At 67.8% G+C, this 24,829-nt stretch carries 20 protein-coding genes and 2 pseudogenes; 11 read left to right on the forward strand and 11 right to left on the reverse strand.

Annotation, left to right across the window (positions count from 1 at the left end; translation table 11 throughout):
* Nucleotides 1-197: 197 nt before the first annotated feature.
* Nucleotides 198-1,015 (reverse strand): IS5 family transposase gene (locus tag STRNI_RS01195; RefSeq protein ID WP_277410303.1). Its coding sequence is split into 2 segments (ribosomal slippage): nucleotides 198-673 and nucleotides 673-1,015, totalling 819 coding nucleotides; the frame shifts between segments, so codons are not numbered across the junction.
* A 98-nt stretch (nucleotides 1,016-1,113) separates the two neighbouring features.
* Here STRNI_RS01195 and STRNI_RS01200 point away from each other — a divergent pair.
* The 5 genes and pseudogenes from STRNI_RS01200 (at nucleotide 1,114) to STRNI_RS01220 (ending at nucleotide 6,458) form a co-directional block, all read left to right on the forward strand.
* Nucleotides 1,114-1,629: a winged helix-turn-helix domain-containing protein gene (locus STRNI_RS01200; protein ID WP_277410304.1), complete on the forward strand. Its 516-nt coding sequence runs from the start codon at nucleotides 1,114-1,116 to the stop codon at nucleotides 1,627-1,629.
* The gene (locus STRNI_RS01205; RefSeq protein ID WP_277410305.1) at nucleotides 1,626-2,216 is read left to right on the forward strand and encodes a transposase; all 591 of its coding nucleotides are present in this window, start codon (nucleotides 1,626-1,628) and stop codon (nucleotides 2,214-2,216) included. Before STRNI_RS01200 ends, STRNI_RS01205 begins: the two co-directional genes overlap by 4 nt.
* Before the next feature lie 677 nt (nucleotides 2,217-2,893).
* Nucleotides 2,894-4,414 (forward strand): glycerol kinase GlpK, encoded by a 1,521-nt coding sequence (glpK, locus tag STRNI_RS01210; protein ID WP_277410306.1) that lies wholly within the window; start codon nucleotides 2,894-2,896, stop codon nucleotides 4,412-4,414.
* Between the two features lie 7 nt (nucleotides 4,415-4,421).
* A pseudogene (locus STRNI_RS01215) lies at nucleotides 4,422-5,776 on the forward strand (glycerol-3-phosphate dehydrogenase/oxidase).
* Nucleotides 5,777-5,918: 142 nt separating this feature from the next.
* Entirely contained in the window at nucleotides 5,919-6,458 is a 540-nt protein-coding gene (locus STRNI_RS01220) for a TerB family tellurite resistance protein (protein WP_277410307.1), read from the forward strand.
* A gap of 410 nt (nucleotides 6,459-6,868) precedes the next feature.
* Here STRNI_RS01220 and STRNI_RS01225 read toward each other — a convergent pair whose 3' ends face one another.
* Complete coding sequence (locus tag STRNI_RS01225) at nucleotides 6,869-8,125, reverse strand: protein-glutamine gamma-glutamyltransferase (RefSeq protein WP_277410308.1); 1,257 nt, start codon at nucleotides 8,123-8,125, stop codon at nucleotides 6,869-6,871.
* Nucleotides 8,126-9,202: 1,077 nt separating this feature from the next.
* On the opposite strand from STRNI_RS01225, the gene STRNI_RS01230 reads away from it, so the two are divergent.
* Nucleotides 9,203-9,481, forward strand: coding sequence for a hypothetical protein (locus STRNI_RS01230; RefSeq protein ID WP_159483518.1), 279 nt, complete (start codon nucleotides 9,203-9,205; stop codon nucleotides 9,479-9,481).
* A gap of 1,073 nt (nucleotides 9,482-10,554) precedes the next feature.
* Here STRNI_RS01230 and STRNI_RS01235 read toward each other — a convergent pair.
* The 3 genes and pseudogenes from STRNI_RS01235 to STRNI_RS01250 all read right to left on the reverse strand — a co-directional run bounded on the left by STRNI_RS01235 (nucleotide 10,555) and on the right by STRNI_RS01250 (nucleotide 12,940).
* Nucleotides 10,555-11,434, reverse strand: a pseudogene (locus tag STRNI_RS01235) (GNAT family N-acetyltransferase).
* Between the two features lie 58 nt (nucleotides 11,435-11,492).
* Nucleotides 11,493-12,281 (reverse strand): VOC family protein, encoded by a 789-nt coding sequence (locus tag STRNI_RS41275; protein ID WP_338149699.1) that lies wholly within the window; start codon nucleotides 12,279-12,281, stop codon nucleotides 11,493-11,495.
* A gap of 74 nt (nucleotides 12,282-12,355) precedes the next feature.
* Nucleotides 12,356-12,940 (reverse strand): dihydrofolate reductase family protein, encoded by a 585-nt coding sequence (locus STRNI_RS01250; protein ID WP_277410309.1) that lies wholly within the window; start codon nucleotides 12,938-12,940, stop codon nucleotides 12,356-12,358.
* 112 nt (nucleotides 12,941-13,052) lie between these two features.
* Between STRNI_RS01250 and STRNI_RS01255 the strand changes: the two genes are divergently transcribed.
* The 3 genes from STRNI_RS01255 (at nucleotide 13,053) to STRNI_RS01265 (ending at nucleotide 16,223) form a co-directional block, all read left to right on the forward strand.
* The gene (locus STRNI_RS01255) at nucleotides 13,053-13,727 is read left to right on the forward strand and encodes a TetR/AcrR family transcriptional regulator (RefSeq protein ID WP_018093671.1); all 675 of its coding nucleotides are present in this window, start codon (nucleotides 13,053-13,055) and stop codon (nucleotides 13,725-13,727) included.
* A 1,525-nt stretch (nucleotides 13,728-15,252) separates the two neighbouring features.
* Nucleotides 15,253-15,912 (forward strand): DUF6286 domain-containing protein, encoded by a 660-nt coding sequence (locus tag STRNI_RS01260; protein ID WP_381845833.1) that lies wholly within the window; start codon nucleotides 15,253-15,255, stop codon nucleotides 15,910-15,912.
* A 38-nt stretch (nucleotides 15,913-15,950) separates the two neighbouring features.
* Nucleotides 15,951-16,223, forward strand: coding sequence for a hypothetical protein (locus STRNI_RS01265; protein WP_277410311.1), 273 nt, complete (start codon nucleotides 15,951-15,953; stop codon nucleotides 16,221-16,223).
* 66 nt (nucleotides 16,224-16,289) lie between these two features.
* On the opposite strand, the gene STRNI_RS01270 is transcribed toward STRNI_RS01265, so the two are convergent.
* Together STRNI_RS01270 and STRNI_RS01275 are read right to left on the reverse strand one after the other, a co-directional pair.
* Entirely contained in the window at nucleotides 16,290-16,469 is a 180-nt protein-coding gene (locus STRNI_RS01270) for a CsbD family protein (RefSeq protein ID WP_078886116.1), read from the reverse strand.
* A gap of 520 nt (nucleotides 16,470-16,989) precedes the next feature.
* Nucleotides 16,990-17,169, reverse strand: a complete 180-nt coding sequence (locus tag STRNI_RS01275) for a hypothetical protein (RefSeq protein WP_266447158.1) — start codon at nucleotides 17,167-17,169, stop codon at nucleotides 16,990-16,992.
* A gap of 1 nt (nucleotide 17,170) precedes the next feature.
* Between STRNI_RS01275 and STRNI_RS01280 the strand changes: the two genes are divergently transcribed.
* The gene (locus STRNI_RS01280) at nucleotides 17,171-17,575 is read left to right on the forward strand and encodes a hypothetical protein (protein WP_277410312.1); all 405 of its coding nucleotides are present in this window, start codon (nucleotides 17,171-17,173) and stop codon (nucleotides 17,573-17,575) included.
* A gap of 681 nt (nucleotides 17,576-18,256) precedes the next feature.
* On the opposite strand, the gene STRNI_RS01285 is transcribed toward STRNI_RS01280, so the two are convergent.
* The 4 genes from STRNI_RS01285 to STRNI_RS01300 form a co-directional block, all read right to left on the reverse strand.
* Nucleotides 18,257-18,907 carry a GNAT family N-acetyltransferase gene (locus tag STRNI_RS01285; RefSeq protein WP_338149700.1) on the reverse strand — a complete coding sequence of 217 codons (651 nt, stop codon included), beginning with the start codon at nucleotides 18,905-18,907 and terminating at the stop codon, nucleotides 18,257-18,259.
* Nucleotides 18,908-18,927: 20 nt separating this feature from the next.
* Nucleotides 18,928-20,043, reverse strand: coding sequence for an ISL3 family transposase (locus tag STRNI_RS01290; protein WP_277410313.1), 1,116 nt, complete (start codon nucleotides 20,041-20,043; stop codon nucleotides 18,928-18,930).
* The gene (locus STRNI_RS01295; protein ID WP_338149701.1) at nucleotides 19,952-20,446 is read right to left on the reverse strand and encodes a transposase family protein; all 495 of its coding nucleotides are present in this window, start codon (nucleotides 20,444-20,446) and stop codon (nucleotides 19,952-19,954) included. Before STRNI_RS01295 ends, STRNI_RS01290 begins: the two co-directional genes overlap by 92 nt.
* Nucleotides 20,447-20,599: 153 nt before the next feature.
* Nucleotides 20,600-20,911 carry a hypothetical protein gene (locus STRNI_RS01300; RefSeq protein WP_159483530.1) on the reverse strand — a complete coding sequence of 104 codons (312 nt, stop codon included), beginning with the start codon at nucleotides 20,909-20,911 and terminating at the stop codon, nucleotides 20,600-20,602.
* 463 nt (nucleotides 20,912-21,374) lie between these two features.
* Between STRNI_RS01300 and STRNI_RS01305 the strand changes: the two genes are divergently transcribed.
* Nucleotides 21,375-23,624 carry a protein kinase domain-containing protein gene (locus STRNI_RS01305; protein ID WP_277410314.1) on the forward strand — a complete coding sequence of 750 codons (2,250 nt, stop codon included), beginning with the start codon at nucleotides 21,375-21,377 and terminating at the stop codon, nucleotides 23,622-23,624.
* The last annotated feature ends 1,205 nt before the right edge of the window (nucleotides 23,625-24,829 follow it).

The following is a 24,829-nucleotide window of genomic DNA, read 5'->3' on the forward strand; positions in this document are numbered from 1 at the left end:
GGGTTCGCAATCTTGTGTGAACCGGTGGGTTTGTGAATGAGACGGGAGCTCGTGCAAGGAAACCGGCGCATCACTGGTCTACTGATTGCCGCATAAGCCGTTTTCCGACGGATAGCCGGGCCGGCACCCGCGCTTGGCCGCTCAAAATCGTCATGGACCATCCGATAAGCGAACCAAACGCTCACTTAGACCGTGTCCTATGTGGTGAGGCGGACGTATCGCTTGTAGCAGCAGATGGCGGCGGCGAGTCCGAGAAAGGCCAGGTAGTTGCGGTGGTCGCGTTCGTAGCGGGGGCTGAGTCTGCGGTAGCCCGACAGCCACGACATGGTGCGCTCGATCACCCATCTACGCCGCCCTAACCGTTCGCTGGACTCGATGCCCTTGCGGGCGATCCGCACTCCAATCCGCTTACCACGCAGCCATTTCCGCAGGTCGGGTCTGTCATACGCCTTGTCGGCGTGCAGGCGCTCGGGTTTGAAGTAGCGGCCGCGGTGAGGGTCGTGTCTCGTTTGGTGACCCTCGACCATCGGCTTCAGCCCTTGGCTGTCGTGGGTGTTCCCCGCCGAGACGCCGACGACCAAGGGCAGTCCGTTCGCGTCCGACAGGATGTGCATCTTGGAACCCGGCTTGCCCCGGTCCACGGGGCTCGGACCTGTGAGTTCGCCCCCTTTTTGGCCCTGACGTGGGCGGAGTCCAGGACCACGCGGGAGACGTCGATCAAGCTGGCATCGTCGAGCCGGTGCAGGATCGCCTCGTGCAGCCGGCCCCACACGCCGGCCCGCGACCAGATCAGAAACCGGCGGTGGGCGGTCGACTTCGATATCCCGAAGCATGGCGGCAACGCACGCCAGGAACAGCCACTGACCAGCACGTAGATGATGGCCGCGAACACCGTTTCATCAGGCGTGTCCTGGGTCCCACCACCCTGCGACCGCACCTTCGACGGCGGGATCAACGGCTTCGCGATCTCCCACAGACCGTCCGGAACAATCCAACTCCACGCACCCCGCCCCATACCGAAGCCAACGACCGCCTCACCACGTAGGACACGGCCTACTGATCTTTTCGTAAGTTCGGTGGGTGTGGTGGCTTTGTGGGTGGGAGGCTGTCGGGATGGCTTATCGACCTTTGTCCTGTGCGTCTGGTTCTTCCGTACCTCCGTTGTCACGGCCGCAGTTGGCGGAGGCGCGTCGTGTTCGGGCGGTCGAGCTGTTTGAGGAGGGCGGGTCGAATCCGGAGATCGCGCGGGCGGTGGGAGTGTGTGCCGAGAGCGTGCGGCGGTGGAGGCGTGTGTGGGAGGAAGGGGGTGCTCCAGCCTTACGCCGGCGTCCGGCCACCGGGCGCCCGCCCAAGCTGAATGACGCCCAGGTCGAGACTGTGCGGGCCGCCTTGGAGCGAGGTGCCCAGGCTCATGGATTCGAGGCCGATCTGTGGACCCTGGAACGAGTCGGCGCGGTCGTCGAGCGGGTGACAGGAGTGTCCCTGTCACGGGCGTCGGTGTGGCGTTTGCTGACCGGCCGGTTGGGGTGGAGTCTGCAGCGGCCTGAGCGGCGGGCGGTGGAGCGGGACGAGTCCGAGATCGCCCGCTGGATCACGCACGAGTGGCCGCGCATCAAAAGGGGGCGGTGAACACACGTGCCTGGATCGTGTTCCTCGACGAATCAGGCGTCTCGTTGCTGCCCCAGATCCGCCGTACTTACGCACCTCGCGGCCGCACGCCGCTTCTGCGGCACCGGCTGAACTGGAAGCGTGCGTCGATGGCTGCGGCTCTGGGCTACCACTCCACCGACTTCGACCGCGGTCCTCGCCTGTGTTTCCACCTCAAGCCCGGCAGCTACGACACCATCGCTCTCATCGAGGTCCTTGAACAGGTCAAAGCGTTCTACCGTGGCGAGCCAGTGATCCTGGTCTGGGACGGCCTGTCCGCCCACTGGAGCCGGGCGATGCGAGCCTGGGTCACCGAGCAGGACTGGCTCACCCTCGAGCGATTACCCGCATACGCACCCGAGCTGAACCCGGTGGAACTGCTCTGGTCGTCGCTCAAGAAGCGCGAACTCGCCAACCTCGCCGGCGACCACCTCGCCGACGTTGCCGACGCCACCGAACAAGGCGTCCACCGGATCAACCACAACCAGCACCTGCCATGGTCCTACCTCGCCCACACCGGCCTGACCATCCAGCCACCACACCCACCGAACTTACGAAAAGATCAGTAAGACGATGTTTCATTTGGTGAGTCGCCGGCAGCAGATGAGTGCGGCGGCTTAAAAAAGCGCCAGGCGGGGCGCCATCCCAATATCCTTGATGCAGAGCTTCGGCGATACGGTCACGGCCGGCTGTGGGCAGACGCGGCAGCTCATTCACACGTGAGAGGCATCGTCGAATCGCGGAGCCCGGGCCGCCGTTGAGTCGCGCCCGGACGCTCCGGCGATCCAATCCGGACAGTTTCTGCGGAAGTCGGAAATCCCCTCTCGCTGGCCCCTACTGACCTATGCTGACAGTGCGCTCGGCTACGTGGAAGAGCTCTGCTCGATCGCCCCGGGGATTCCGGGAGGGCGACCTGTGAGGGCGCGGCTGCCATACGGGACTGCGCCCTCGCCGTGCCGCGCGATCTCGGCCACGGCAGGCTCTGGATCACCGCCTCAAGGATCTTCGAAACTTTAAGTTACCGGGCGGCAACCCCTTGACGTCATCCTCAGGGCGGGCAAAACTGCCGTCCTGCGGTCGACATTGTCGAACAGTGGATGACATCGGGGCAGAGCCGCTCCGATTGGTCTCCGCCGGAGTGCGTCGACGAGCTGAATCGGCGCCGCCCGGTACCAGCTGGCTCCCACGTCGATCGAGCCCAGCCGCCCCACCCCCGGACCGTATTGAGCCGCTCCAGGAGCACACCGTGACCCACGCGCGAACCGCCGGCCCGTTCATCGCCGCGATCGACCAGGGCACCACGTCAAGCCGATGCATCATCTTCGACCGGGACAGCCGGATCGTCTCCATCGACCAGAAGGAGCACGAGCAGATCTTCCCCAGGCCGGGCTGGGTGGAGCACGACGCCAGTGAGATCTGGACCAACGTCGAGGAGGTCGTCGCCGGCGCCCTCGGCAAGGCCGGGATCACCCGCGGCCTCAGAGCGATCGGCGTCACCAACCAGCGTGAGACCACTGTCCTTTGGGACAAGAAGACCGGCGAGCCGGTGCACAACGCCATCGTCTGGCAGGACACCCGCACCGACGCGCTGTGCAAGGAGATCGGCGGCAACGTCGGCCAGGACCGGTTCCGCCGCGAGACCGGCCTGCCGCTGACTTCCTACTTCTCCGGCCCCAAGATCCGCTGGCTGCTGGACAACGTCGCCGGCCTGCGCGAGCGCGCCCAGCGCGGCGACATCCTCTTCGGGACCATGGACTCCTGGGTCATCTGGAACCTCACCGGCGGCCCTTCCTGCGGCGTCCACGTCACCGACGTCACCAACGCCTCGCGCACCATGCTCATGAACCTGCACACCTTGGAGTGGGACGAGCGCCTCCTCGCCGCCATGGATATCCCGGCCGCCATCCTGCCGCGGATCCGCTCCTCCGCCGAGGTGTACGGCATGGCCGGCGGAGCCCTCTACGGCGTGCCGGTCGCCTCCGCGCTCGGCGACCAGCAGGCGGCGCTGTTCGGCCAGACCTGCTTCTCCGAAAGCGAGGCCAAGGCCACATACGGCACCGGCACCTTCCTGCTGATGAACACCGGCCGCCGGCCCGTCCACTCCCACAGCGGGCTGCTGACCACGGTCGGCCACCGGATCGGCCGGCGAGCGCCGGTCTACGCGCTGGAGGGCTCCATCGCGGTCACCGGCTCGCTGGTCCAGTGGATGCGCGACCAGCTGGGCCTGATCGGCACCGCCGCGGAGATCGAGACCCTGGCGAGCTCGGTGGCGGACAACGGCGGCTGCTACATCGTCCCTGCCTTCTCCGGCCTGTTCGCCCCGTACTGGCGCTCCGACGCCCGCGGCGTGATCACGGGCCTGACCCGCTATGTCACCAAGCAGCACATCGCCCGCGCCGTGCTCGAGGCCACCGCATGGCAGACCCGCGAGATCGTCAACGCGATGCACAAGGACTCCGGCGTTGCCCTGACCTCACTGAACGTCGACGGCGGCATGACCTCCAACAACCTGCTGATGCAGACCATCTCGGACGTCCTGGACGCCCCTGTGGTGCGCCCGATGGTCGCCGAGACCACCTGCCTCGGCGCTGCCTACGCGGCCGGACTGGCCGTCGGCTTCTGGCCGGACACCGACGAACTGCGCGCCAACTGGCGCCGCGCCGCCGAGTGGACGCCCCGGATGGACGCGGCCGAACGCGACCACACATACAAACTCTGGCTCAAGGCGGTCAAGCGGACCACGGGCTGGATCGAAGAGGAGCACTGAGAAAGGTATGAGCACCCTGCAAAGCGATCATCCCCTGGGCGCGCATCCGGGTCCCGGCAGAGCCGAGACCCGTGAACGACTGTCCAAGGCGGCGTACGACCTCCTGGTGATCGGTGGCGGAACCCTGGGCACCTCGGTGGCCTGACACTCCGCGCAGTCCGGGCTGCGGGTGGCGATGGTGGACGCCGGCGACTTCGCCGGTGCCGCGTCCTCCGCCTCCTCCAAGCTCGCCCACGGAGGTCTGCGCTACCTGCAGACCGGCGCGGTCAAACTGGTCGCGGAGAACCACCACGAGCAGCGGGTGCCGGCCAAGGACGTGGCCCCCACCTGGTCAACCCGCTCACCTTCTACCTGCCGGTCTACAAGGGCGGCCCGCACAGCGCGGCCAAGCTCGGTGCGGGCGTCTTCGCGTACTCGATGCTGTCGGCCTTCGGCGACGGCGTCGGGCGACTCATATCCCCCACCAGGGCCGCGGCCGACAACCCCGGCCTGCGCACCGACGGCCTCAATGCTGGCGCGGTCTACGGCGACCACCAGATGAACGACGCGCGCGTGGCCGTCATGACCGTGCGCGCGGCCGTCCGGTCCGGCGCGGTCGTCATCAACCACGAGGTCACCGGCCTGCACTTCACCCACGGCCGCGTGACCGGCGTGGACGTGCAAGACCGCCTGGACGGCACCGAGTTCGGCATCGACGCCCGCCTGGTCATCAACGCCACCGGCCCGTGGGCGGACCACCTGCGCCGCATGGAGGACAAGGGTGCGGCCCCCAGCATCCACCTCTCCAAGGGCACCCACGCCGTCCTCAAGCACAAAGCTCCGTGGAAGGCCGCGATGGCAACGCCGATCGACAAGTACCGCCTCACCTTTGCCCTGCCGTGGGAGGACCAGCTGCTGCTGGGCACCACCGACGAGGCGTACGAGGGCGACCCGGCGGAGGTGTGCTGCGGAAAGTGGCGCAGCTGCACCACTCCCTCTCCGGCGATATGAAGCCGGTATCCCACCCGCCACGACGGGTACCGCTGTCCGGCCTCGCCGACCCCAACGAGGTCGCGCACCGGCTGCTGGTCCGCCGGGAGGCGGGGCGCCCGGATGGACCCGCTGACCGCGCGCCACCTGGCCACCCACTACGGGTCGCTGTCCTTCGACATCGCCCGCCTGGACAGCGAGGACCCGGCCCTGGGCGAGCGGATCCACCCCGATGGCCCGGAGATCCGGGCACAGGTCGTCTATGCGCCAGACCACGAGTGGGCGGAGACCGTCGACGACGTGTTGCGCCGCCGTACGACGCTGACGGTCCGCGGTCTCGGCACGGACGAGGTCCGCGCCGGCGCCCGGGACCTGCTTGTGCAGAAGGACTGATGCGGTGAAGGCACCGGACCGGAACCGACACCCGAGTGGGAATCCATCTTCAACGTCACGATCACACGGCGCCGTTGCCGAAGTCTCACCGGCCGACGGCAGTCCGTGCCGGGAGCATCGGACGCAGCCGCTGGAGGGACAGATGCCACACATATGGGGAGTGCGCACGACCTGGCGCACGGTCGGCGACGGCGAGTTCTTCTGCCCCGGCTGCGGCGGCGACCGTAGCTACCTGCGCCGCATCGGCCGCCATCGGTTCGCTCTCCTCGGCATCCCCCTCCTCCCCCGCGGCACCGCGGAAACCGTGGTCGAATGCGCCGCCTGCCGGACCTGCTTCCGGACCGACGTCCTCGGCCACCCCACCACCACCCGCTTCTCAGCGATGCTCCGCGACGCCGTGCACACCGTCGCCCTCGCCGTCCTCGCCGCCGGAAACGAGGGCATCGATGGCAGCGGCACCGCGCTCACCATCGAACTCCACGAGGTCCTCGACCCGCTCGCCCCCCACCTGGCCCCCGCCGGGAGCGAGGACATCCTGCTGCAGGGCGCCCGCATCGCCCTGGCCGGCGGACCGTACACCCCCAGCGAGCGCCAAACCCTGGCCGCGGTCGGCCGGGCCCTGCTCCTCAGCCACGAGGACACCGAACGACTGCTGGCCATCGCGGCCCGTACGCCGTCGTAAGGCGCCGTATGTGTCCTCTCCCTGATAGCGAGTGCGACGAACAGTGCGGCCGGCCTCAGCGTAAGGAAGGAAGACGGCGTCAGGAAAACAACGCCGTCGCGACGGGAGAAGGGCCTCCCCATGCACCACGCGCACGCCCGTCCCTCCGCGACTGTCCCCCCGGGGCCCCAAGGACGCGCCCCCGCCGGCACATCGACACCGGCGCCGCTTCTGCTTCCTGAACCGGGATGCCGGCACGCCGTGATCGCCCTGCCCCGCCGAGAAGAACCACGTGCGCACCGTACGCCGCTTCGTCCTGGCTCACCTGAACCGCTGGGGTGTGACCGAAGAAGACCGGGACCGCATCGACGCCGGCGTGTGGCGGGCTGGGGGGTAGGAGGGCCGGGTGACCCGGCCCTCCTACCCGGCTGTTACGACCAGCCCTGCTTCACCTCGGCGGGGGCGGTGTTCCAGCTCTTGGGTATGAACGTGATGACGTAGGTTCCGCGGTCGAAATCCGCGTACCCGGCAGACCAGTTCCGGAACTTGCTCTCATATACGTTCATGGGGCCCAGGCCGCCGTTGGGCGCGTGATAGTGGTTGGCGTGGGTCCATATGGTTTTGTCGGCGTCCGATTCCGTCTGAGCCCCAAACCAGCCGTAGTCGAAATTGACCCAACTTTCGCCAGGTTGGGCGGGACTGCGCGGAATATTCCTGTCCTTCGACATGTCTACCAGGCCTGTGCCCTGGTCGGGGCGGAAGGCATCCGGGTCGCCGTACTTCCTCTTGTCAGAGGAGCCCCGCTGGTCCTGCCCGCTCCAGAAGTGTTTCGAGTAGACCACCGCCTTCATCTTGGATGGGTCGTAGTTACCTCCATCCCTTTCCTTGAAGGACGGCGTATTCCTCAGCGCCGAGTAAAAGTTCGAGCGACTGTCCTCGTAGCGCAGAGCGTCATTTTTGTTCGCGAGCTCCGTCTTGAGGTTGTCGATGTAAGTCCCCTCGTCGTGCGCACTATCCAGGGCCTTGTTCATGACGGACGCCACATCACGCGCCCGCTTGAAACCCTTCCCCTCGTCGAAACTGTCCTTGACGATGCGCCCCTCAAACTCGGCTTGCGTCTCATTGGGGCGTGGCCTGCTGTTTTCCAGGTCACTCTTGTACTTGTTCTCGTCGAAGAACGCGAACGCCAATTTGTTCGTCGGGTAGGGGCCCGAATTGACCCAGGTGATGCCGACGCAGCCGTAGGACAGCTTTTCTCGCTGCTCTTCGGTCATTTGCTGTTGGTTGCCGTCGCGGTGACTGTAGACTTGCTGCCACTTGCGTATGTAGTTGTTGACGACCGTAGTGGCCCTACCTCCGTAGGCCCGGTACGCGTCAGGCATCCGGTTGAGCGGCTCGGCAGGAGGGGTCACCCTCTCGTCGGCAGCGTCGGGGGACCGGAAGAGCGCACTGACGCTCGGCGGCAATTCCGCTAGAGAATTGCCAGGTTGACCCGCAGTCAGGGCCCTTTTGTTCAGTGCGTTGATGTTCTTGACGTCCTCCGCCGTCAGGCCGTGCGTTTCGGCGTAGGACCCCTCCCTTTCCCCGTCGCCGCCGCTGGCGGCATGGCTGACCGACGGCATGACTCCAGCGGTGAATATCGCCGCACTCACAGTGGCGAAGGCGAGTAAACTCCGACGCTTGTACATGAAAATCAGTGACTCCCTTGTTGTGGAATCTCGTGAAACGGGGCATGCGAGCGAACGACGCAATGAGAGGTTGCGGTAAGCAGCCGCTCCGTGACCTCAGCCGCGCTGCCCTGGGTCGCTGCGCCGGCGACAGGAAGGAACGCCGCCACGAGGCGGAAGGAGATGCGGCAAAGGCGGGAGACGGCGGTGGCGGCGTGGCCGTCGCCGGTCATGACCTGGTGGCCGGCGGGCCGCCCGGGTCGGGCGGCACCGGCGCCTCGCTACATCAGCGTCGCCGCCGAGGCGACGACGCGGGCCCGGTCCGGGGGGCCGAGGTCGCCGTAGCGGACCTCGACGCGCGGGTGGGAGTGCATGAAGTCGGTGTCGCCCCGGCGGACCTGGCCGGGATGGCCGACAGCGGCGGCCGCCGGGGCGACGGGGGCCGGGCGGCCGCCTGGGCTCCCTGGGCGAGGGGCAGGGCGGGGGCGCCAGTCACGGCGACGGCAGGGAGAGCACGCAAAGCCATGGTGCGTATCACGTTCGACTCCTGAGTGAGTGATCAGGTGGATACGAGCAGTGATCATGCCCCGGGCGCCAACTCCCCGGCAACGTCGCCGTCTTACAATCGGCCAATCTGTCACGTAGGACGTATCTGTCCACAGTCCGCGGACCCTGACCGGTTGCGCCATCCCACCTCCCCACGCTGGTTGGAAGCGTCGTCCTTGCAACCCGGCAAAGGTTCGCGGTCAGGGCACTAGGTACGGAGACTCATCTACCGGCGACCCTTGTCCTGCACGCTTCGGGTGTATCTGCTGTTGTGCGACGGTGTCGCGCCGCCCAGAACGAAGAGTGACGCGCGGGACCGGGAGCGCGCGGCGCAAACAGAGCCGAAGCCAGAACCACGAAGTCCTGGGGCTGTTGTGTGGCTGCAGATCGTGCAGAACGCTGACGAACGGCTGAAACCCAGTCCATGCTGGAGGCACACTGCGACACCGACCAAATTGCGCATGTCACATTTCGACGTGATGGAGCGACCTCGGAGGGCAGTTGTCTCATCTGACCAGGAGAAAATGAAGCAGGAGACCGAAGGAGTGCCCGATGAGCGACATGACTGATGAGGAGATCGTCCGCGCCGTACGCGGGTTCGCGGCGATGCAAGCCGAGCGCGAGAAGCTGGCCGAGCGGGTAGCGGGGCTTCGTACCGCGGTGTCCCCAGAGGACTTGGCCGAGCGCAATCGTTTCGGCGAAGCCATGGCGAAGATGGACGCGAAGCTCCTTCTGGAGTCCGTTGAGGTGCTGGACCGCATGGGTATGACAATGGCCGCACAGGCTTGCTTCTACGTTGCCAAGAAAGAAGGTCTCGCCACGCAGCTTTGACGATGAGGCCGCCTCAACTGAGCTTGCGCTTCCTCGCCCAGCTGCCAACAGCTCCAGCCCCTCATCTGGTCCAGAGCCACTGTGTGGAGCCGCCTCCACGAGACAAACCCCGACAGCCTCGCGGAGCAGGACCTGCTCGATCAGCACCCCAGCCCCCGTACCGGCAGTGCCGCGCATGGCCGCTGGGGCCATGCGTGCCCCACTCCGTCAGCTGCCCGGGCTGTTCTTGGTCTCGGCTCCCGAGCCTTCTTGACCTTGCGGGAGGGGCCTTGACCCCGCTCGACCCGGGTGCAGCCAGGGCGGCTATCGACACGGCCTGCCGGCGGTGCCGATCGTCGCCCTTGGCGAACACCCCGTCGGCAGCATTGTGCAGGCCCGCAGGTCTGCGGACGGCACTGGACAGAGACGAGGACGTCGAGAACTGCAGCCGAGCCCGGCCACGTTTCCGTTCCTGCAGTGGCTGAGGGTGCCACCCGCGACTGGGGAAGCCGTCAGGGTGCGGCTGCGAGCCTTTCTGTTCCACAGGCGCACGGTGCGGTGGACGCAGCCGATGTTCACCATGAAGGGCGCCGGCTCAACGCCCACCAGGGTCTCGCCGTAGTGCAAGACGGTGGCGGGGCTGGCGAACCCGCAAACACGCGCGGCTTCGGCCGCCACACCTCCTCTTTCGGGTCGCCGTCGAGCCGCGCCGACTTCGGCGTCCTCTACGGCCTGTCCGGCGGATCTTGTGACCGTCGTGGCCTCGGGTCGTTGCCATGGGTCATGGGCCACTCCCGCCGCAACGGGCCTACCTGCGAAGACGCGGGATCAAAGGCGGCCGTTCCCGTCCCGGCGGACCGGGCCCGCAACCGCCCGCAACTCGGCTCCCAAGACGGTCGGCCACCACGTTTCGACCCGGTCGACTACCGCGACCGCCATGCCGTCAGTGCGGGAGCAACCGCCTCAGCGCCACCGGGCCGTGACCACGACGTACGACAAGCTTGTCGTCCGCTACGAGGCAACCGTGTTGGCCGCAGTCCCCAACGGGTGACAGCCTCCCCGGACGAACATGTGGCATCGCCAGGAGGGTTGGCCTACAGGTCGAGCTGGTACTCGTGGGCCGTGTGCGTCGGCAGGTAGCCGAGCTCGTCGTTGACGCGCCGCATGTGCGGGTTGTTGTCGGCGGTGTCGGTCAGCAGGCCGCCGAGGCGGGGGTGGCATTCGCGGGCCTGGACGATCGAGGTGGCCTTCATCCAGCGGGCGAGGCCGCGGCCGCGGTGCTCGGGCAGCACCGCCGTGCCGTAGTGCTGGGCGTCGCCCGTCCCGCTGCCGGGGACAACCAGTTCGGTGAAGCCGGCGACGGCCCCGTCCGAACGGTCGATGGCCGCCACGGTGTGGAGGATCGCCGCGTGCGGAGACGGCAGTCGCCGCCGCCCGTACCCGATCGAGGTCCCAGACCACCGTGCCGTAGTCGACGGCGCCCATCGGCATGTCGTCCATGGCCCGGCGCGACGCCACGAAGGTGTCGGCGAGTTCGCTGGGCACCGTCCCCTCCCATGCCGTCAGCCGGTAGCCGGCGTGCGGCGTCTCGGAGATGGCGGTGAGTGCGGGGAGGTCCGCCTCGGCCAGCGGCAGCCGGGCGTAGGTGAGGGCCAGTGCGGCGCGAAAGCCTCTGGCGGTGAGGAAGGCGGCGCCGGGGGATCCGGCCGCGGCCTGGGCGATGACGATGCTCCGGCCGTCCCGGCGGGCAGCGGCGACGGCCGCGTCGAGCAGCAGGGTGCCTGCCCGCCGGCGCCGTTCGGCAGGGTGGACCTGAACGTCCACTTCGGCGAGGTGGCGCTGGCCCTCCCTGGTGAACAGGCGCAGGAAGGCGTACCCGGCGGGGCTGCCGTCGGGGCCGGAGGCCAGCCAGGCCAGGCGGCGGCCCGCGGAGGTCTCCTCGGGGTCGGTCAGGGCGGTGATGCGTACGGACAGGCTGTCTCCGTCAGGGGAAGGAGTGGGAGGGTTTGGATCCGGCCCTGGGCCGGGGCTGTCACTGGGCCCAGGGCAGGATGCGGGTGCCCTCGGTGCCGGGCACGGAGGCCACACCGTCCGCACGCATGGCGACATGGGCCTCGGCCGCCCGCGGGGCGTGGACCTGGCGGAGCACGTCCGGCGGGAGAACAAAAGTCTGCCCGGCCGAGATCTTCTCGGTGCGGCCGTCGCAGGTGACGTCGAGGACGCCGGCGGTCACCATCCAGACCTGTTCGCGGCTGATGACGTGCTCGGGGCCGGTCTGTCCGGCCTCCATCGCGACGGTCCAGGTGCTGAGTTCCGTGCTGCCCCGGCTGGGGGCGGCCAGACCTGTCATGCGGGCGTTCGGAGACTCGGTGACGTTCTCGGCGGTCGGGGTGATCACGAGCATGGCGGACTCCTCCGGCTCCTCGGTCTGCGCGGGCTCGTCCGGCGCGGCCCATTCGACGAACTGGACGATGATGCCGTTCGGGTCGGTCAGCTGGAACAGCCGCTCGCCCCAGGGCTCTTCGCGCAGCGGCATGGTGATCGGGGCGCCGGCCTCGCGCAGGCGGCGCTCCTCGGCCTCGATACCGGTGACGGTGAGCGCAAAGATCAGACCCGTGGCCTGCTGGTCGCGCTGCTCGGGCGGGAGCACCTCGCTGCCGCTACGGAGCAGCACGATGTCGGCGGCGGCATCGCCGCGGGTCAGGGAAGCGAAACCGTCGGCGGCCATGGCGACCTGGTAGCCGAGGTGCGTGCAGAAGAACTCACGCGAGGCGTCTACGTCGGCGACGGTGAGGGACAGGGTGGAGGTGGTGACGTTCAAGGCAACTCCTGGCAGGTACGGGCGTGGCAGGTTCGGGCGGTGAATCGCGTGCGGGGTCCTGGGCGGGTGCGGTTCTAGTCGGACGCCTTGGCGTAGGTGAGGACGACGTTGCCGCCCTCGAACACGCGGCTGTCCGCGAGCCGGAAGGTGTACGGCGAGAAGTCGGCACGGAAGAGCGGGATGCCGGTGCCGGCCACGATCGGGTACTGCTTGACGATCAGCTCGTCGATCTCGGGCAGCAGTTGACCCGCCAGATCGGCGCCGCCGCAGAGCCAGATGCCGAGCCCGTCCTCCTGCTTGAGCTTGCGAACCAGGGTGAGCGGATCCTCGTCGGTGACCTCGACGGCCGGGTCCGGGCCGGTGGCGAGCGAGCCGGAGAAGACGATCTGTCGCAGCTGGGCGTACGGACTGGTGAGGCCCATGGCCAAGCCCGGGTCGTACGTGCCGCGCCCCATCACGACCGTGTCGAAGCGCGTGTTCGGCGTGTCCGCGATGCCGAGCGCCGCGCGGCCCGGGGTGGGGAGGGCGTCCGCGAACTCGGTGGTCAGGAAGGGCAGGTAGTCCTCCGTGATGTGCGGGGTGAAGAAGTCGAAGTCGCCGCCGGGGGCGGCGATGTAGCCGTCGATGGTGGTGCCGATGAAGTAAGTGAGCTTGCGCATCCACATCCGTTCACTCGGGATAATTTTGCAACGGACGTAACTTTAGGCAGAGGCACCTACTCCGTCAAGAGTATTTTTACGACCGATGTAAGATTGCTCCATGACTACCGAGATGGGGCTCCGTGAGTCCAAGAAGCAGGAGACCAGGCAGCTGATCTCCGACTGCGCCACCAGGCTCTTCATCGAGCAGGGCTTCGAGCAGACCACCATCGCCGAGATCGCCGCCGCGGCCCGCGTGTCCAAGAAGACGGTGACCAACTACTTCCCCCGCAAGGAAGACCTGGCCCTCGACCACCACGAGGCGTTCACCGAGGGCCTGGCCCGGACCGTCGCCGAGCGCGGGTCCGGCGAAGAGCCGCTCACCGCCCTGGGGCGGACCTTCCGCACCGCCCTGCAGGAACACAGCCCCGTCGTCGGCTTCACCGGCCCTGCGTTCGCCCGCATGGTCGCCGACAGCCCCACCCTCACCGCCCGGCTGCGCGAACTGCACGACCAGCGAGAGGAGGCACTTGCCGCAGCACTGACCGCCGCCGCCCCTGACCCCGACCCGGCCATCGCGCCTCGGGCCGGCGCCGCCCTGATCGCCGCGGCGGACCGTCTGCTGTTCCGGCGCATCCAGGAACTCACTCTGGCCGGCCACACCGACGACCAGATCGAGGCCACGCTGATTCCGGAAGCCGACCACCTCCGCACTCTTCTCGCCGCCGCCCTCGGCAACCACCCCACCGGCAGGTGGCAGTCCGACACCCGCGGCCCGACCGCCTCAGCCGGCCGGAGCCCCGCGTAGTACAGGACGGCGTACAAGGCCACCAGGCGCCGCCCACGACAGCGATCCGATATAGGGGACGGCGGTGAGCAACTGTCGGACCGTACGGCGTTCATAAGGACGCGCCGGTCGACCAATCGTTGGAGCCGACGCGCTTGCGGCAGGCGCGCTGTAGCGGGTTCTCCGGGACCCCTCTCCCCGCGACCACGGCGTGTTCAAGGGCGGTGTTCAGGGCACGGCGCCGCTTGGACGAATCACCCGCCGCCGGGGCGCCGTCGAGCTTGTAGCTGACGCGCTACAGCACCTCCTCGAACACCGCGGCGTCAGCCATGTCGCCCAACGGTCGGTCGTCGTGACCCACTCGTGCGCGGCCTTGCGTTCCGCCCGGCGGGTCCTCCCCCTCGTTCGCGGGCACGATCCCCCACCGGAAGGCCAGTCGGGAGCGTCGCCCCCACGCGCAACCATGGCAAGGGTCACGGCCGCGAGACCGTCGGCCATGTCTTCACGGTTCTCGGCCGCAGCCGTGCGCCACCGCCCGGCCATGCACTTCCGGCAGAACTCGCTGCCTCGAAACGGATTGATGGCTGTGGGGCCCCGGGCCATGCTCACTCGGACCGCGCTGCCCAGGTCAGGCGGTTTGCGGGCTGCTGGAGGGGTTCATGGCGAGAAGCAGGCCTCGGGCACGGCAGATCTGGGGGCACGGCACCACGCCAACGTCGGGGACACCTCTCGCTCGGCGTCGGTCAGTTGGTGGTCGCGGGTGGCTCTGCGCCGGGGATGACCACAAGGTTGTCTTCGGGGTCGTCGTCCAGGCCCACGACCCCGAGGTCGGCCAGGGCGCCGAGCCCGGCCTCACGCAGATGGCCGGTGAGCTTGTTGTCGCCCCGGTGATGATCTCACTGGAGCATCCGGGCGGGCCGCGGCGATCCAGATCAGGTTGCCCGTCTCGTCGTTCAGGGTGAGAAAAGGCAGGCCATGGGGGTTGCCTTCCCGGAGAAGTTCTTGCGGTTGTCCATCCCGGTGCGGCGGCGGGTGCGGATCCGGGTGCCGCCAGGCGGGTGCGGCCCCCACCGGCTTCGGGGAACTGGTCCTTGCCCGGGCCCGGCCCATCCTCCGGGCGTCGACGGCCCGCTCGCCGACACCGCCCGCGCCGCCCGCCGCGTGGCGCCCCCGGAACGCGTCCGCCTGGGTCCGCCGACGCTCCCTTGCGGAGTTCATCTCATCCTGGCTGTACGGGAGTTCATGCCCCGCACCGAAGTGACATCCCGCTCCCGGCACTCCCCCGTACCGCTCCCGGACTACCGGACGGGGGCCGCCTGGAAGCCGTTGTCCTCGGCGACAGCGCCGATCAGGAGCTCCAGTCGCAGGGCGGCGTGGCCCTCGCCCCGCTCGTCACCGAGCCGGTCTGCACCCTGCCCCCCACGGCCCGTCGCCGGCTTCCCAGAAGGAGGTGGCCTCGGCCAGGTCCCGGAGGAGCCTCCACGTTTTCAGGGGATTGACAGATGAACCGGGACAGTTGAGTAGCCTGGTGTCCCGCGCACGAACGATGCGCGGGACACCAGGCTCTCAGACGCCGGGCGAGGAGGACGGATCGACGCTGGGTGCGGCGGACTGCTCGATCCCGTCCGCCGCGGACACCACAGCCACGGACACCGCCGACCACGACCGGGTCCGGCGCTTCTGGTCGGCCCGCCGGGCGCCGGCCGCCCTGGTCGCGCTGATGCTGCTGGCCGCCGCGGGATTGTTGCTCTACGACGTGGCCGCGGTGCGCGCCGACCGCCCCGCGATGGCCTGGCGCCGGCGCCTCGCCCGCGAACTGGCCACCCGTCACCTCGACAACCCCTGGGTACTGGGCGCCGCCGCGGTCGCCCTGGTGCTCGGCATCTGGCTGTTCGTGCTGGCCGTCACCCCCGGACTGCGCCAGGTGCTGCCGATGCGGCCGGCGGCGCCGGACCTGCGGGCCGGGCTGGACCGGGCGGCCGCCGCGCTGGTGCTGCGCGACCGTGCCATGGAGGTCGCCGGCGTCCAGTCCGTACGGATGGCCGTCAGCCGCCGCAAGACGAAAGCGCACTGCGTCTCGCACTTCCGCGAACTGGACGAGGTCCGCGCCGACCTCGACACCTCGCTCGGCGAGGGCCTGCGGCAGCTGGGACTGGCACACGAGCTCCGCCTGACCGTGGACATCCGGCGCCCGAAGAAGAGGTGAGCGAGCGATGCGCAGGGTCCGCCGGGACAGTCAACCGGGTGCTGCTCGGCCTGACAGGTGTGCTGCTGTTCGGCGCGGGCGGCCAGGTGCTGCTCGGCGGGCTCGACCTGCCCGCGAAAATGCTCGGCCTGCGCTCACACTGGCAAGGCACGGCTCAGATCACCCAGGGCATCCTCGCCCGGGCGTGTAAACGGATGCGTCGCCGGGATCGGCCCCGCCACCGAGTGGTGGGGCCGATCCGGGCGACCGCGAGCTGCGCGGCCAGTTCCCCTCGAGCGTGCGTACCCCCCACCCGGCACCCGGTGGGGTGATACCGATATGTGCGACAGATGGGCGGCAACACAGAGTTTCGGAACGTGACCTACCGTTCCATGCAATTAGCCTCTGTTCTTGAAAGTGTCCTTTGCTTTCTCCTTGGCCTCACGAGCGGCACCCTTGCTCTGCTGCGCTTGACCTTTGACGGTCATACCCTCGTTACCGACGGATCGACCGGCTTCTTTCTTCACTGTGCCTTTGACCTGCTCGGCCTTCGCCTTCGCCTTTTCACTCGCACTCACGATTCGCCTCTTTCTCGCACCCAGCTACTAGAAGCAATAGTCGCACACAGTGCATTCGAACAGTTCGAGTCGACAGGGAAAGGGGCCGATGTTATGCCCATGCCATATGGCCCCACGAAATCCGCAGCAGGCTCTGTGCTGCGTTCGGCGCGCGTGACCCGCCTGCCCCCAGCCGACACGTAGAGGGCGATTCGCAAGCCTGAAGCCCGCGGCCGCCCGGGGCCGTGACCGCCACCTGCGCTATCCGAGGCTCCACCGACAAGCCAGGCGACGGCACGGAGAAGGGGTGACAACAGTTAGCGACGGCGCCGCCGATAGCCCTCAATACGTCTGCAATGGTCTTGAGGATGGTGATCCTCCCCGTGGCTGCCCGACAAGCGCCGGCGGCGTGCCGCTCGACGCTTGTCGCGGGGGACACAGGGGCACTCTCTGCGCATGCCGTGCTGACAGCGAGCTTGGAGGCCGACTCGGCCATCTCGGCGAGTGGCTCACGGCTCGTGCGCGATGATGCCGGGCTGGTTCACCTACCGCTGGGCAGGCCGATGTCCGAATAGATGTCGCCTATGACGGCGTCCATCACCGTCGGGTCGGCCATCCCGAGGAGAGGTGCTGTCCTGCCGTGCCGCTGTTCCCAGGTCGCTCCTCGCGTCAGGACGGTCGACGCGGTCGTTGTGGTCCGTGCCGCGTGCAGCGGCCGCATCGTGGCGCTCTCCCTTGAGCGCTCGACGCATTGCGTGCTTCCTCCGGGCGGTTCGGCGCATGCCGCCGAGGAGCAGACTCAGCCCGAGCACTGCCACCGCGCCGACGATGGCGCCGAAGAGGAACAACATGCCGGTGGATCCGGTCATGTGGTACCCGAAAACCTTGAACGCTGCCGTCAGCTCGTGTGCGCTACCCATGTTGGTAACAACGGCGGCGACGCCAACGACTACCGCAGCGATCAAGAGGATGACTCCGAGAATCACAATCATGACGAGCTCCTGACATTTACCCGAAATCGCTATTCTCAGGCTGCACCCATCCGCTCGCAGGCACCACCAGACGCCTTCTTGTTCAGCACGTTGCGCGCGATGCGACAGCCCAGGTACGGATCGCCCTGCTCATGACTGTCACTCCACACCCATCACGGCGCCCGTGACGAAGGAAACTCAGAATCAGGGAAAGGCAGTCCTTTCATCAGCAAGCGGTTGAAGCACGATCGGTACCGTTGAATTTGAGACGCGCAGTTCCTCTGTCGCCAGTTGCTCTCCCTGCTGCCACTTACTTTGGCGACCCTGCTTGTGATCCGAAAAGATCATGGCGAGCGCCTGCATGACTTCAGCAGCCAATTGATCAGCGGTCGGCTTCGGCGGTAGCGCCTGACGGTGGCGACGGCGGGCCCGCCTCCGTCGGCCGCGAGGTGAATGATCCGGTGGTGGCGGGTGCGCCGGTCGCTGCACACACCAGGCCGTGAAGTCTGCGGCGGGCGCTGGGTTCCAAAATGGCTGAGGTCAGGTGATTCATGCTTCGCCTGACGAGCCGGACGATCTTCGTCTCGACCGCACTTCGGGCACCAGTGAAGACTAGTACGTGCCGTACCGCTGCGAGGTCTGCGGGCGTCAGTTCGCGGGCACCCACCCAACCTTCCAGCACAGCAAGGGATGCCTCGTCGCCGTTGCCCGCGGCGCGTTGCGCGGGCCATTGGCTTTATCGAGCAGTAGTGACGTCACTTGTCGAAGTAGTTTGGGTTCTGGCTCAACTTTGTGGTCGGTCTACGCTGAGTGACAGCTGAGCCTGGGAGCTGAAGGTCAAGCTGTCACTGCGTTGAGGTGCATGCGTATGTAGCTGGAGTGGTCTGGTCCCTGGCGCCGATGTCCAGTTGGGCGCCACCCATGCCGGAGGTAGAAGGCTTGCGCGCGGTGATTCCGGTCCCACGCCTCCACCTGCCCTATGAGCAGAGCTGCTTCGTCTAGATACTGGATCAATGTCGCGTGTAGTCGGCTGCCGATTCCTTGTCCCCAGTGGGTTGGCAGGACGTGGATCTGATAGAGCTCGCCGACAGTTGCTGTGTCCGCCTCCGTGTTCGAGGACAGAGGCGGCCCCATAGCTACGACGCCCGCCACCTCGCCGGCGTGAAGGACATAGAGGACCCTCTTGTCACCCGATTCAATGGAACGTGCCCATCCCCTTTGTCGATGCGCCGCTCCGTCGGCGGTATCTATGCCCGCCTCGGGCAGCCCGCCGGCTCGGTAGTAGGCGGTACGGGCTTGTGTGTGCACGTCAACGATCGTGCCCAGGTCGCTCAGTTCTGCTGGGCGTATCGATAGGTTCGCCATGACCATGTACGACGCACTCACCGTGATGCACGGTTCTGTGTTCTTGCAAGCTAACCGAGTTGCCTGCATGGGTCGGCGTAATTGCCTCTTCGCCACGAACAGCGATGGCTCCGCATCAGACATCCCCGACGCGGTGATGGCTGTCAACCCAGGAGAACGCGCTTGCGAAGGAGTTGGAAGCCGGCTCGGCCGTACATCTGACGCTTGATCATTTTGATCCGATTGGCATGGCCTTCCACGATTCCCGAGTTCCAGGGGAGGGTGAGGCCCGCGATGACAGCGTCGATGTCACGTTCAAGTCCGTTGACGAAGGTGTGCATGCTGGGCAAGTTGTCGGCGCGGACCGCGGCGATCCATTCGAGGAGCCGGTCACCCTGGAGCTGGGTGAGAATCTGTGCGAAGTCACGGACGTGCCTGGTCAGGGCTTCCAGTTCAGGGCAGTGCACCAGGACGGACTTGAGTTTGAGCCGGTCATTTTCCTGGAGAGTATCGGGGTGGGTCAGGATCCATTTGGTGACCGTCCGAGGGGTTGGTGGGCGAGCGTCTGTGGGTGTGGATCCGCGGAACGGGCGGAGGTAGGCGCGCACGGCTCCGTATCCGCCGGCGTATCCGTGAGCTTTGATCTCCTCCCAGAGGGTCCAGGCGTTCGTGCAGCCCTCGGCCCAACGTTCGTGCAGATAGGGCTTGAAGTCGTCGAGCTTCGTGGGGCGGTTCTGCCATTGACCTTGAAAGAGGTCTTCCGGGGCTGCGGCGTCGGCGAGGCGTTTGACGGTCCGGTGGATCATGCGGAGTTGGCGGCCGATGGCTCGTCTGCTGTGGTCTTTGGCCAGTAGCGCGTGGACGATTGCGTGTTTCTCACGGGTGCGGTCGGCGAACCGGTGTCCTGTTGGCCACGGTGATGTGGTCGATCCATCGGCCGCGTCAGGGGCCTTGACCGGCTCCTGACGCGGCAGGGTGAACGGCGCCCGTAGGCAGGCTCGATGCCTCGATACGCACCGCTCAGCAGCCTCGCCGAGGTTGCGCCAAAGGTGAAAACGGTCGGCGACCTGCAGAGCCGTAGGTGCCCCGGCTCGGGCGCCTTCGGCGAAGAACGGGGCACGGTCGCGACAGATCACCTCGATCCCCGGACGTTCGCCGAGCCAGGCTGCGAGCGTTTCTGCTTCGCGGTCAGGCAGCAGGTCCACGGGTCGGCCGGTCTCGACGTCGACCAGCACGGTCCCGTAGACCCGGCCCTTGCGCATCGCGTATTCGCCGACCAACTACCCGCGGAGTCCGTGGACGTGGCTCCGGGAGGGCATCGACCAGCCGCAGCACGGTGCTGCGGCTGACACGGATCCCGAAAACGTCCGCGATACGGGCACCGGCACGGCCGGCGAGCGCGAGACCGACCTCGGCCAGTGCCGACCGCAGCCGTTCGGTCCACCGACCGTAGCCGCGAGTCAGCCCCGGGACCTGCTCGGCGAACGTCCGCCGTCCGCACGAGGCATCCGCGCAGGCGAACCGCCGGACGTGCAGACACAACACCACCCGCCGCCCCGCACTAGGAAGATCGGCGGGAAACCGCAGATAAGAGCCACGCACGCGGCTCGACCAGGCTCCACAGCCCGGGCACAGCGCGCCAGCTGACCGGCATCTGATCCTAATACGGATCCGCATCGCCATGGACTTCCGCAGACTCCACCGCGGCTTCTGGAGTCGACAGGAACAACAGCTCCTCCAGCCGGAGCATGACCTCGTTCACGGTCCAGAACTGTCAACCACGACATGCTCTAGGACAGCTGTTTTCAGGCGACCTCCTCAGAGCCATGGCCAAGATCAACCGTCACGCAGAGTGGGCGCTTCACAGGAATTGATCCAGAACCGGAACCCGTCGACAAACGCCGTTCCAGAAGTGAAGGCTGTCTGCCCGGGGTCACCGAAGGCGCCGTGGAGATCATCGCGGAGCAGGAGGCCGACGTCGATCCTGCCGTGGCCGGCGCCGATGACGCGCAGACCGCGAATGCCCCGTAGATCGTCCTTGCCGTCGGTCGAGAAGAGCCCCCACGCGATCAGGTCAGCGAGGCGATCGGGATCGGCGTCGGCCGCGAACCGGATGACAGGGCGGGTCTCGTAGGGGATGACACGCATGATGCGCAGTGGTCTGGTGGTGTAGGTGGTGGGGTGCTCCAGCAGGGCACTGTCGGCGGGGGCACAGCATGGCCGCGGAGTTCCGACACTGGAAGAGCGGTCACCCCCACGTCGGTGGGGAGGACGGCGACGTCGCGTTCGTCCATGGGGTGGGCTCCGGATCACCCCCGCGGGCGCGGGAAGCAGAGACCTCGTCCGGGAGGCGGCGAAGCGCGTGGGACCACCCCGCTTCCGGGACGGGCCCTCCAAGAACGTGATGGCCAACCGACGGTGTTGCAACAAGCCCTGGAATCCGCCCTCCTCTTGGCGAGGCCTCGTCGCGTGCGGCACGGGAGCAGCAGCCCTGAGGTCCTGTTCGTCACCCACTCTGCTCTGCTGTACTGCCCTGCGGCTAATTTGTGTGCAGGAGAGGTAAGCAGGCCCGTGGTGGCAAAGGTGCACGAGGGACAGGAGGTCGGGAAGAGTGTCGCTGCGCGCAGGTGATCCAGCCGAGATCGGCGGTTATCCGCTTGAGGCGCGACTCGGCTCGGGCGGCATGGGCACGGTCTTTCTGGCCCGTACGAGTTCGGGGCGTCGTGTCGCGATCAAACTGATCCACCCGCAGTTCGCGGCGGACGACGAGTTCCGCATCCGCTTTCGGCAGGAGGTGGCGGCGGCGAGGCAGGTGAGTGGCGCGTTCACCGCCGCCGTGGTCGACGCTGCCCCTGAGGCCGAGCAGCCGTGGATGGCGACGACCTATATCCAGGGGCACACGCTCGCCCGGCGCATCGGCATGGAGGGCCCGCTGAGCGGAGCGGAGCTGAGGAGGCTCGCCATCGGGCTGGCGGAGGCACTGCGGGACATCCACCGGGTGGGGGTCGTCCACCGTGACCTGAAGCCCTCGAACGTCGTACTCTCGCCCGAGGGCCCACGCGTCATCGACTTCGGTATTTCGCGCGCCGTGGACCAGCAGACGCTGACGATTACAGGGCGGGTCATCGGTACGCCGCCCTTCATGTCGCCGGAGCAGTTGCAGGCGCCGCGCGATGTGGGGCCGCGGTCCGATGTCTTCTCGCTGGGGACGCTGCTGGCCTACTCAGCGACGGGCCACGGGCCCTTCGACGCGGAGAGCCCATACCTAGCGGCGTATCAGGTGGTGCACAGCGAGCCGTCGCTGGAGGATGTGCCGGCGGCCTTGCGCACGGTCGTCGAGTCGTGCCTGGCCAAGGAGCCCAACGGGCGGCCCTCGGCGGACGAACTCCTCGTGCTGCTACGGGACCTGCCGGCCGACCTCGGCCAGATCGACGCGAGGGGAGTTGGCACGGGCCGTACCCGCGACATGGTCACCGAGCATCACTTCGCCACGCCGGTCACGCCGGCGCCGGCGACCCCGACCATCACCCCGGCCGCTCCCGATACGGGGAGCGCCGACACCCCCATCGGCCGCCGAATGCGTCGCCGCTGGCGTCCCGTGTTCGCGGCCGCGGTCGCGGTCACGGTGGCAGCGATCGGTGGAGGAGTCGCCGCACTGACGGCGGGCGGCTTTGGGGGGAACAGCGGCGGCGACAAGGGCAACAGCCTTGCGGAGCAGCGTGCCGCACTTCCGGACGGCTTCAAGCCGTGGCACGAGACCGTGCCGGGCGGTCGCGAGGACATCCCCGACGAGCTGCGTTGCCTCGCGCACGGCGACGCGCTGTTCTGCGGGGGCGGCAGTGTCGTCGCGACCCGTATCAGGGCCAGGGACGGCTCGCGGGTGTGGACGGCGAAGAGCCCCGGCGTCCCAGTCAACGGCATGCACCTGGTGGGCGCCACCGACGACACGGTGCTCGGTTACCGCTTCGCCGCCCAGAACGCCCCGCAGGACCCTCCCACCGAGGTGGTGGCCCTCGACGCGAAGACCGGACGGGAGCTGTGGTCCGTGCCGTCCGGCGCCCAGTCGACGGCCGTCACGGGTCGGACTCAGGACGCCATTGTGACCGGCTCCGTCGTTGTGACGGTCGACGCTTCCAACTCCCGCTTCGAGGCCCGCAACGCGCACAGCGGTCAGGTCACCTGGACATCGTCATTCCCTGCGGGTACGCAGTGCGCTCCCGTCCCGGTGGGGCCGCAGCTCGTCGCGATGTGCGCGACGGATGCGGAGGTGAATGCCTTTGCAGTGCGCCACCCCACCCTGTACCCGGTCGACCGCGCCTCGGGGGCACTGGGCAGGCCCATCGAGGTCAACGGCCCCGCCGTGCCGATGGGCGTCGCGAACGGCAGGCTCGTACTCCTCCAAGTGCACATGGAGGGAACGGATCCGGCCGGCTACAACGGGGGGACGCGGGTCGACCCGGCCTCCCGGAAGGTCACGTACTCCCGATGGGCCAAGACATACGCGGGGACGCCCGGCATGGCGGACGGCACCGTCTACGTGAGCGGGCAGACCGGTCTCGTCACAGCACTCGACCCGGCGACCGGCCGGAAGAAGTGGTCGCGGCAGACTGGCGTGGAGGGCGCGGCGGGTCCTGTTGCGGGAGCCGGCGCACTGTATTTCAGCTCGGCCACCGGCCGGGTGGTCGCGCTGTCGCCGGACGATGGCAAACCCCTATGGACAACAGATCCGCAGGTCGATGGTTTGACGGGCCAGCAGGGCGCAAGCCCGCGGGTGACTCTTGCAGGGCGTGCGGTGATCGTGGCCGCGGCCAAGAACACTCTCTTCGCTTTCGACGCGCAGAAGCCGCCGAAGTCGGGCTGACACGGGTGGCTGGACGGCGGCTGCAACATTGTCAGGGAGTACCGCGAGAAGCTCCGCCGCTGGCACCACATAACAAAATCCGGGCCAGGTGCGGACCAACCGGGCTTCGCATCGGGCATTTCCATTCGTCGCTGCAGGTCAGACTGATCGGCGACAGCCGCTTCGTCGCGCTGGCCCCCGCAGATGGATCCCGCCCACCGGCGCTGATCCGCCCGCGCGAACGGCTCGAACATCTCCGCCGCGAAGTCCTCCAGATCACACCGGACCGGGCCACTCCCCACCCACACACCCGATCAACGACACAACCGATCGAATGCGGGGCGATTTGACCACCGAAACCTCATCAGGGTGGCATTACCGAATCCGCAAAGCTCACCACAGCGACTCCCAGCACAGTGCATTGCAGGACCGCTTGCGCGGATGCAGCGCCAGCGCCCGGCCCGGATGGTCGACGACGCGGACATCCCGCCGACGTCAACACCCCAAAAACGGGGCAAGTTGGTACAAGGTAAGCCTTGTGCGCCAGTACGCCGCCACCAGCACCCTGTCGCCCAACGCCAGGCTCCACGGACCGCCTTCGCGCACGGGGTCCGTGCACTGCCGCCGCGGCGCTTGGACCCGGCGCATCACAGACGCCGGGATGCCGTCCCTGCGCGCCATGGAAAGGCAGGCCGCCGGCGACCTGCCCCGCAGAACGCTGACCCTGGCCCTGCGCAAGGCCGTTCGCCTTCCGCCTGGCTGCTGTCCGCGTTCCTGGCCGGCCGCCTGCCACGCCACCGGGGAGGTCACCGTGGAATTAACCGCCGCCCGCGACCACCTTGACGCATCGTCCCACTCCCGGCGGGGCGGCGGGTCAAGGCGGCCTTCTACCCGTGCGCCGACGCCGACCTCGCCGTCCGAGACGCACTCGAACGCGCCGAACGTGCCGAGCGCGCCCTGGCAGGCCCTCAACGGCGAGGTCCGCCACGCAAGGCCGACTGCAACAAGCCGCGGCACACCGGCATGCCGCCTACTTCGCGCCTGGAAGACTGCCCATCACAAGCTCCTCACCGCGGCATGCGAGGTCTCACTACCGAAAAACGGCCCCGAAGCGACCCTGCAGAACTGCCGCGGCAGCAACAGACAGCCGAAAGGCCATCAGCAGCCCGAGGTGTCCGACGCCGTTGCCGCCGCCAGACATCCCTTCGGCGGCGGGAGCATTGTCA

This window comes from Streptomyces nigrescens (assembly GCF_027626975.1).
Classification (GTDB): Bacteria; Actinomycetota; Actinomycetes; order Streptomycetales; family Streptomycetaceae; genus Streptomyces; species Streptomyces nigrescens.

Excerpts from the sequence above, each read along its gene's own strand:
- STRNI_RS01200 (WP_277410304.1), top strand. The coding sequence starts at position 1,114 with ATGGCTTATCGACCTTTGTCCTGTGCGTCTGGTTCTTCCGTACCTCCG.
- STRNI_RS01220 (WP_277410307.1), top strand. The coding sequence starts at position 5,919 with ATGCCACACATATGGGGAGTGCGCACGACCTGGCGCACGGTCGGCGAC.
- STRNI_RS01225 (WP_277410308.1), bottom strand. The coding sequence starts at position 8,125 with ATGTACAAGCGTCGGAGTTTACTCGCCTTCGCCACTGTGAGTGCGGCG.
- STRNI_RS01230 (WP_159483518.1), top strand. The coding sequence starts at position 9,203 with ATGAGCGACATGACTGATGAGGAGATCGTCCGCGCCGTACGCGGGTTC.
- STRNI_RS01250 (WP_277410309.1), bottom strand. The coding sequence starts at position 12,940 with ATGCGCAAGCTCACTTACTTCATCGGCACCACCATCGACGGCTACATC.
- STRNI_RS01255 (WP_018093671.1), top strand. The coding sequence starts at position 13,053 with ATGGGGCTCCGTGAGTCCAAGAAGCAGGAGACCAGGCAGCTGATCTCC.
- STRNI_RS01260 (WP_381845833.1), top strand. The coding sequence starts at position 15,253 with ATGCGCGGGACACCAGGCTCTCAGACGCCGGGCGAGGAGGACGGATCG.
- STRNI_RS01275 (WP_266447158.1), bottom strand. The coding sequence starts at position 17,169 with ATGCGGCCGCTGCACGCGGCACGGACCACAACGACCGCGTCGACCGTC.
- STRNI_RS01285 (WP_338149700.1), bottom strand. The coding sequence starts at position 18,907 with ATGTCTGATGCGGAGCCATCGCTGTTCGTGGCGAAGAGGCAATTACGC.
- STRNI_RS01295 (WP_338149701.1), bottom strand. The coding sequence starts at position 20,446 with ATGGCGATGCGGATCCGTATTAGGATCAGATGCCGGTCAGCTGGCGCG.
- STRNI_RS01300 (WP_159483530.1), bottom strand. The coding sequence starts at position 20,911 with ATGCGTGTCATCCCCTACGAGACCCGCCCTGTCATCCGGTTCGCGGCC.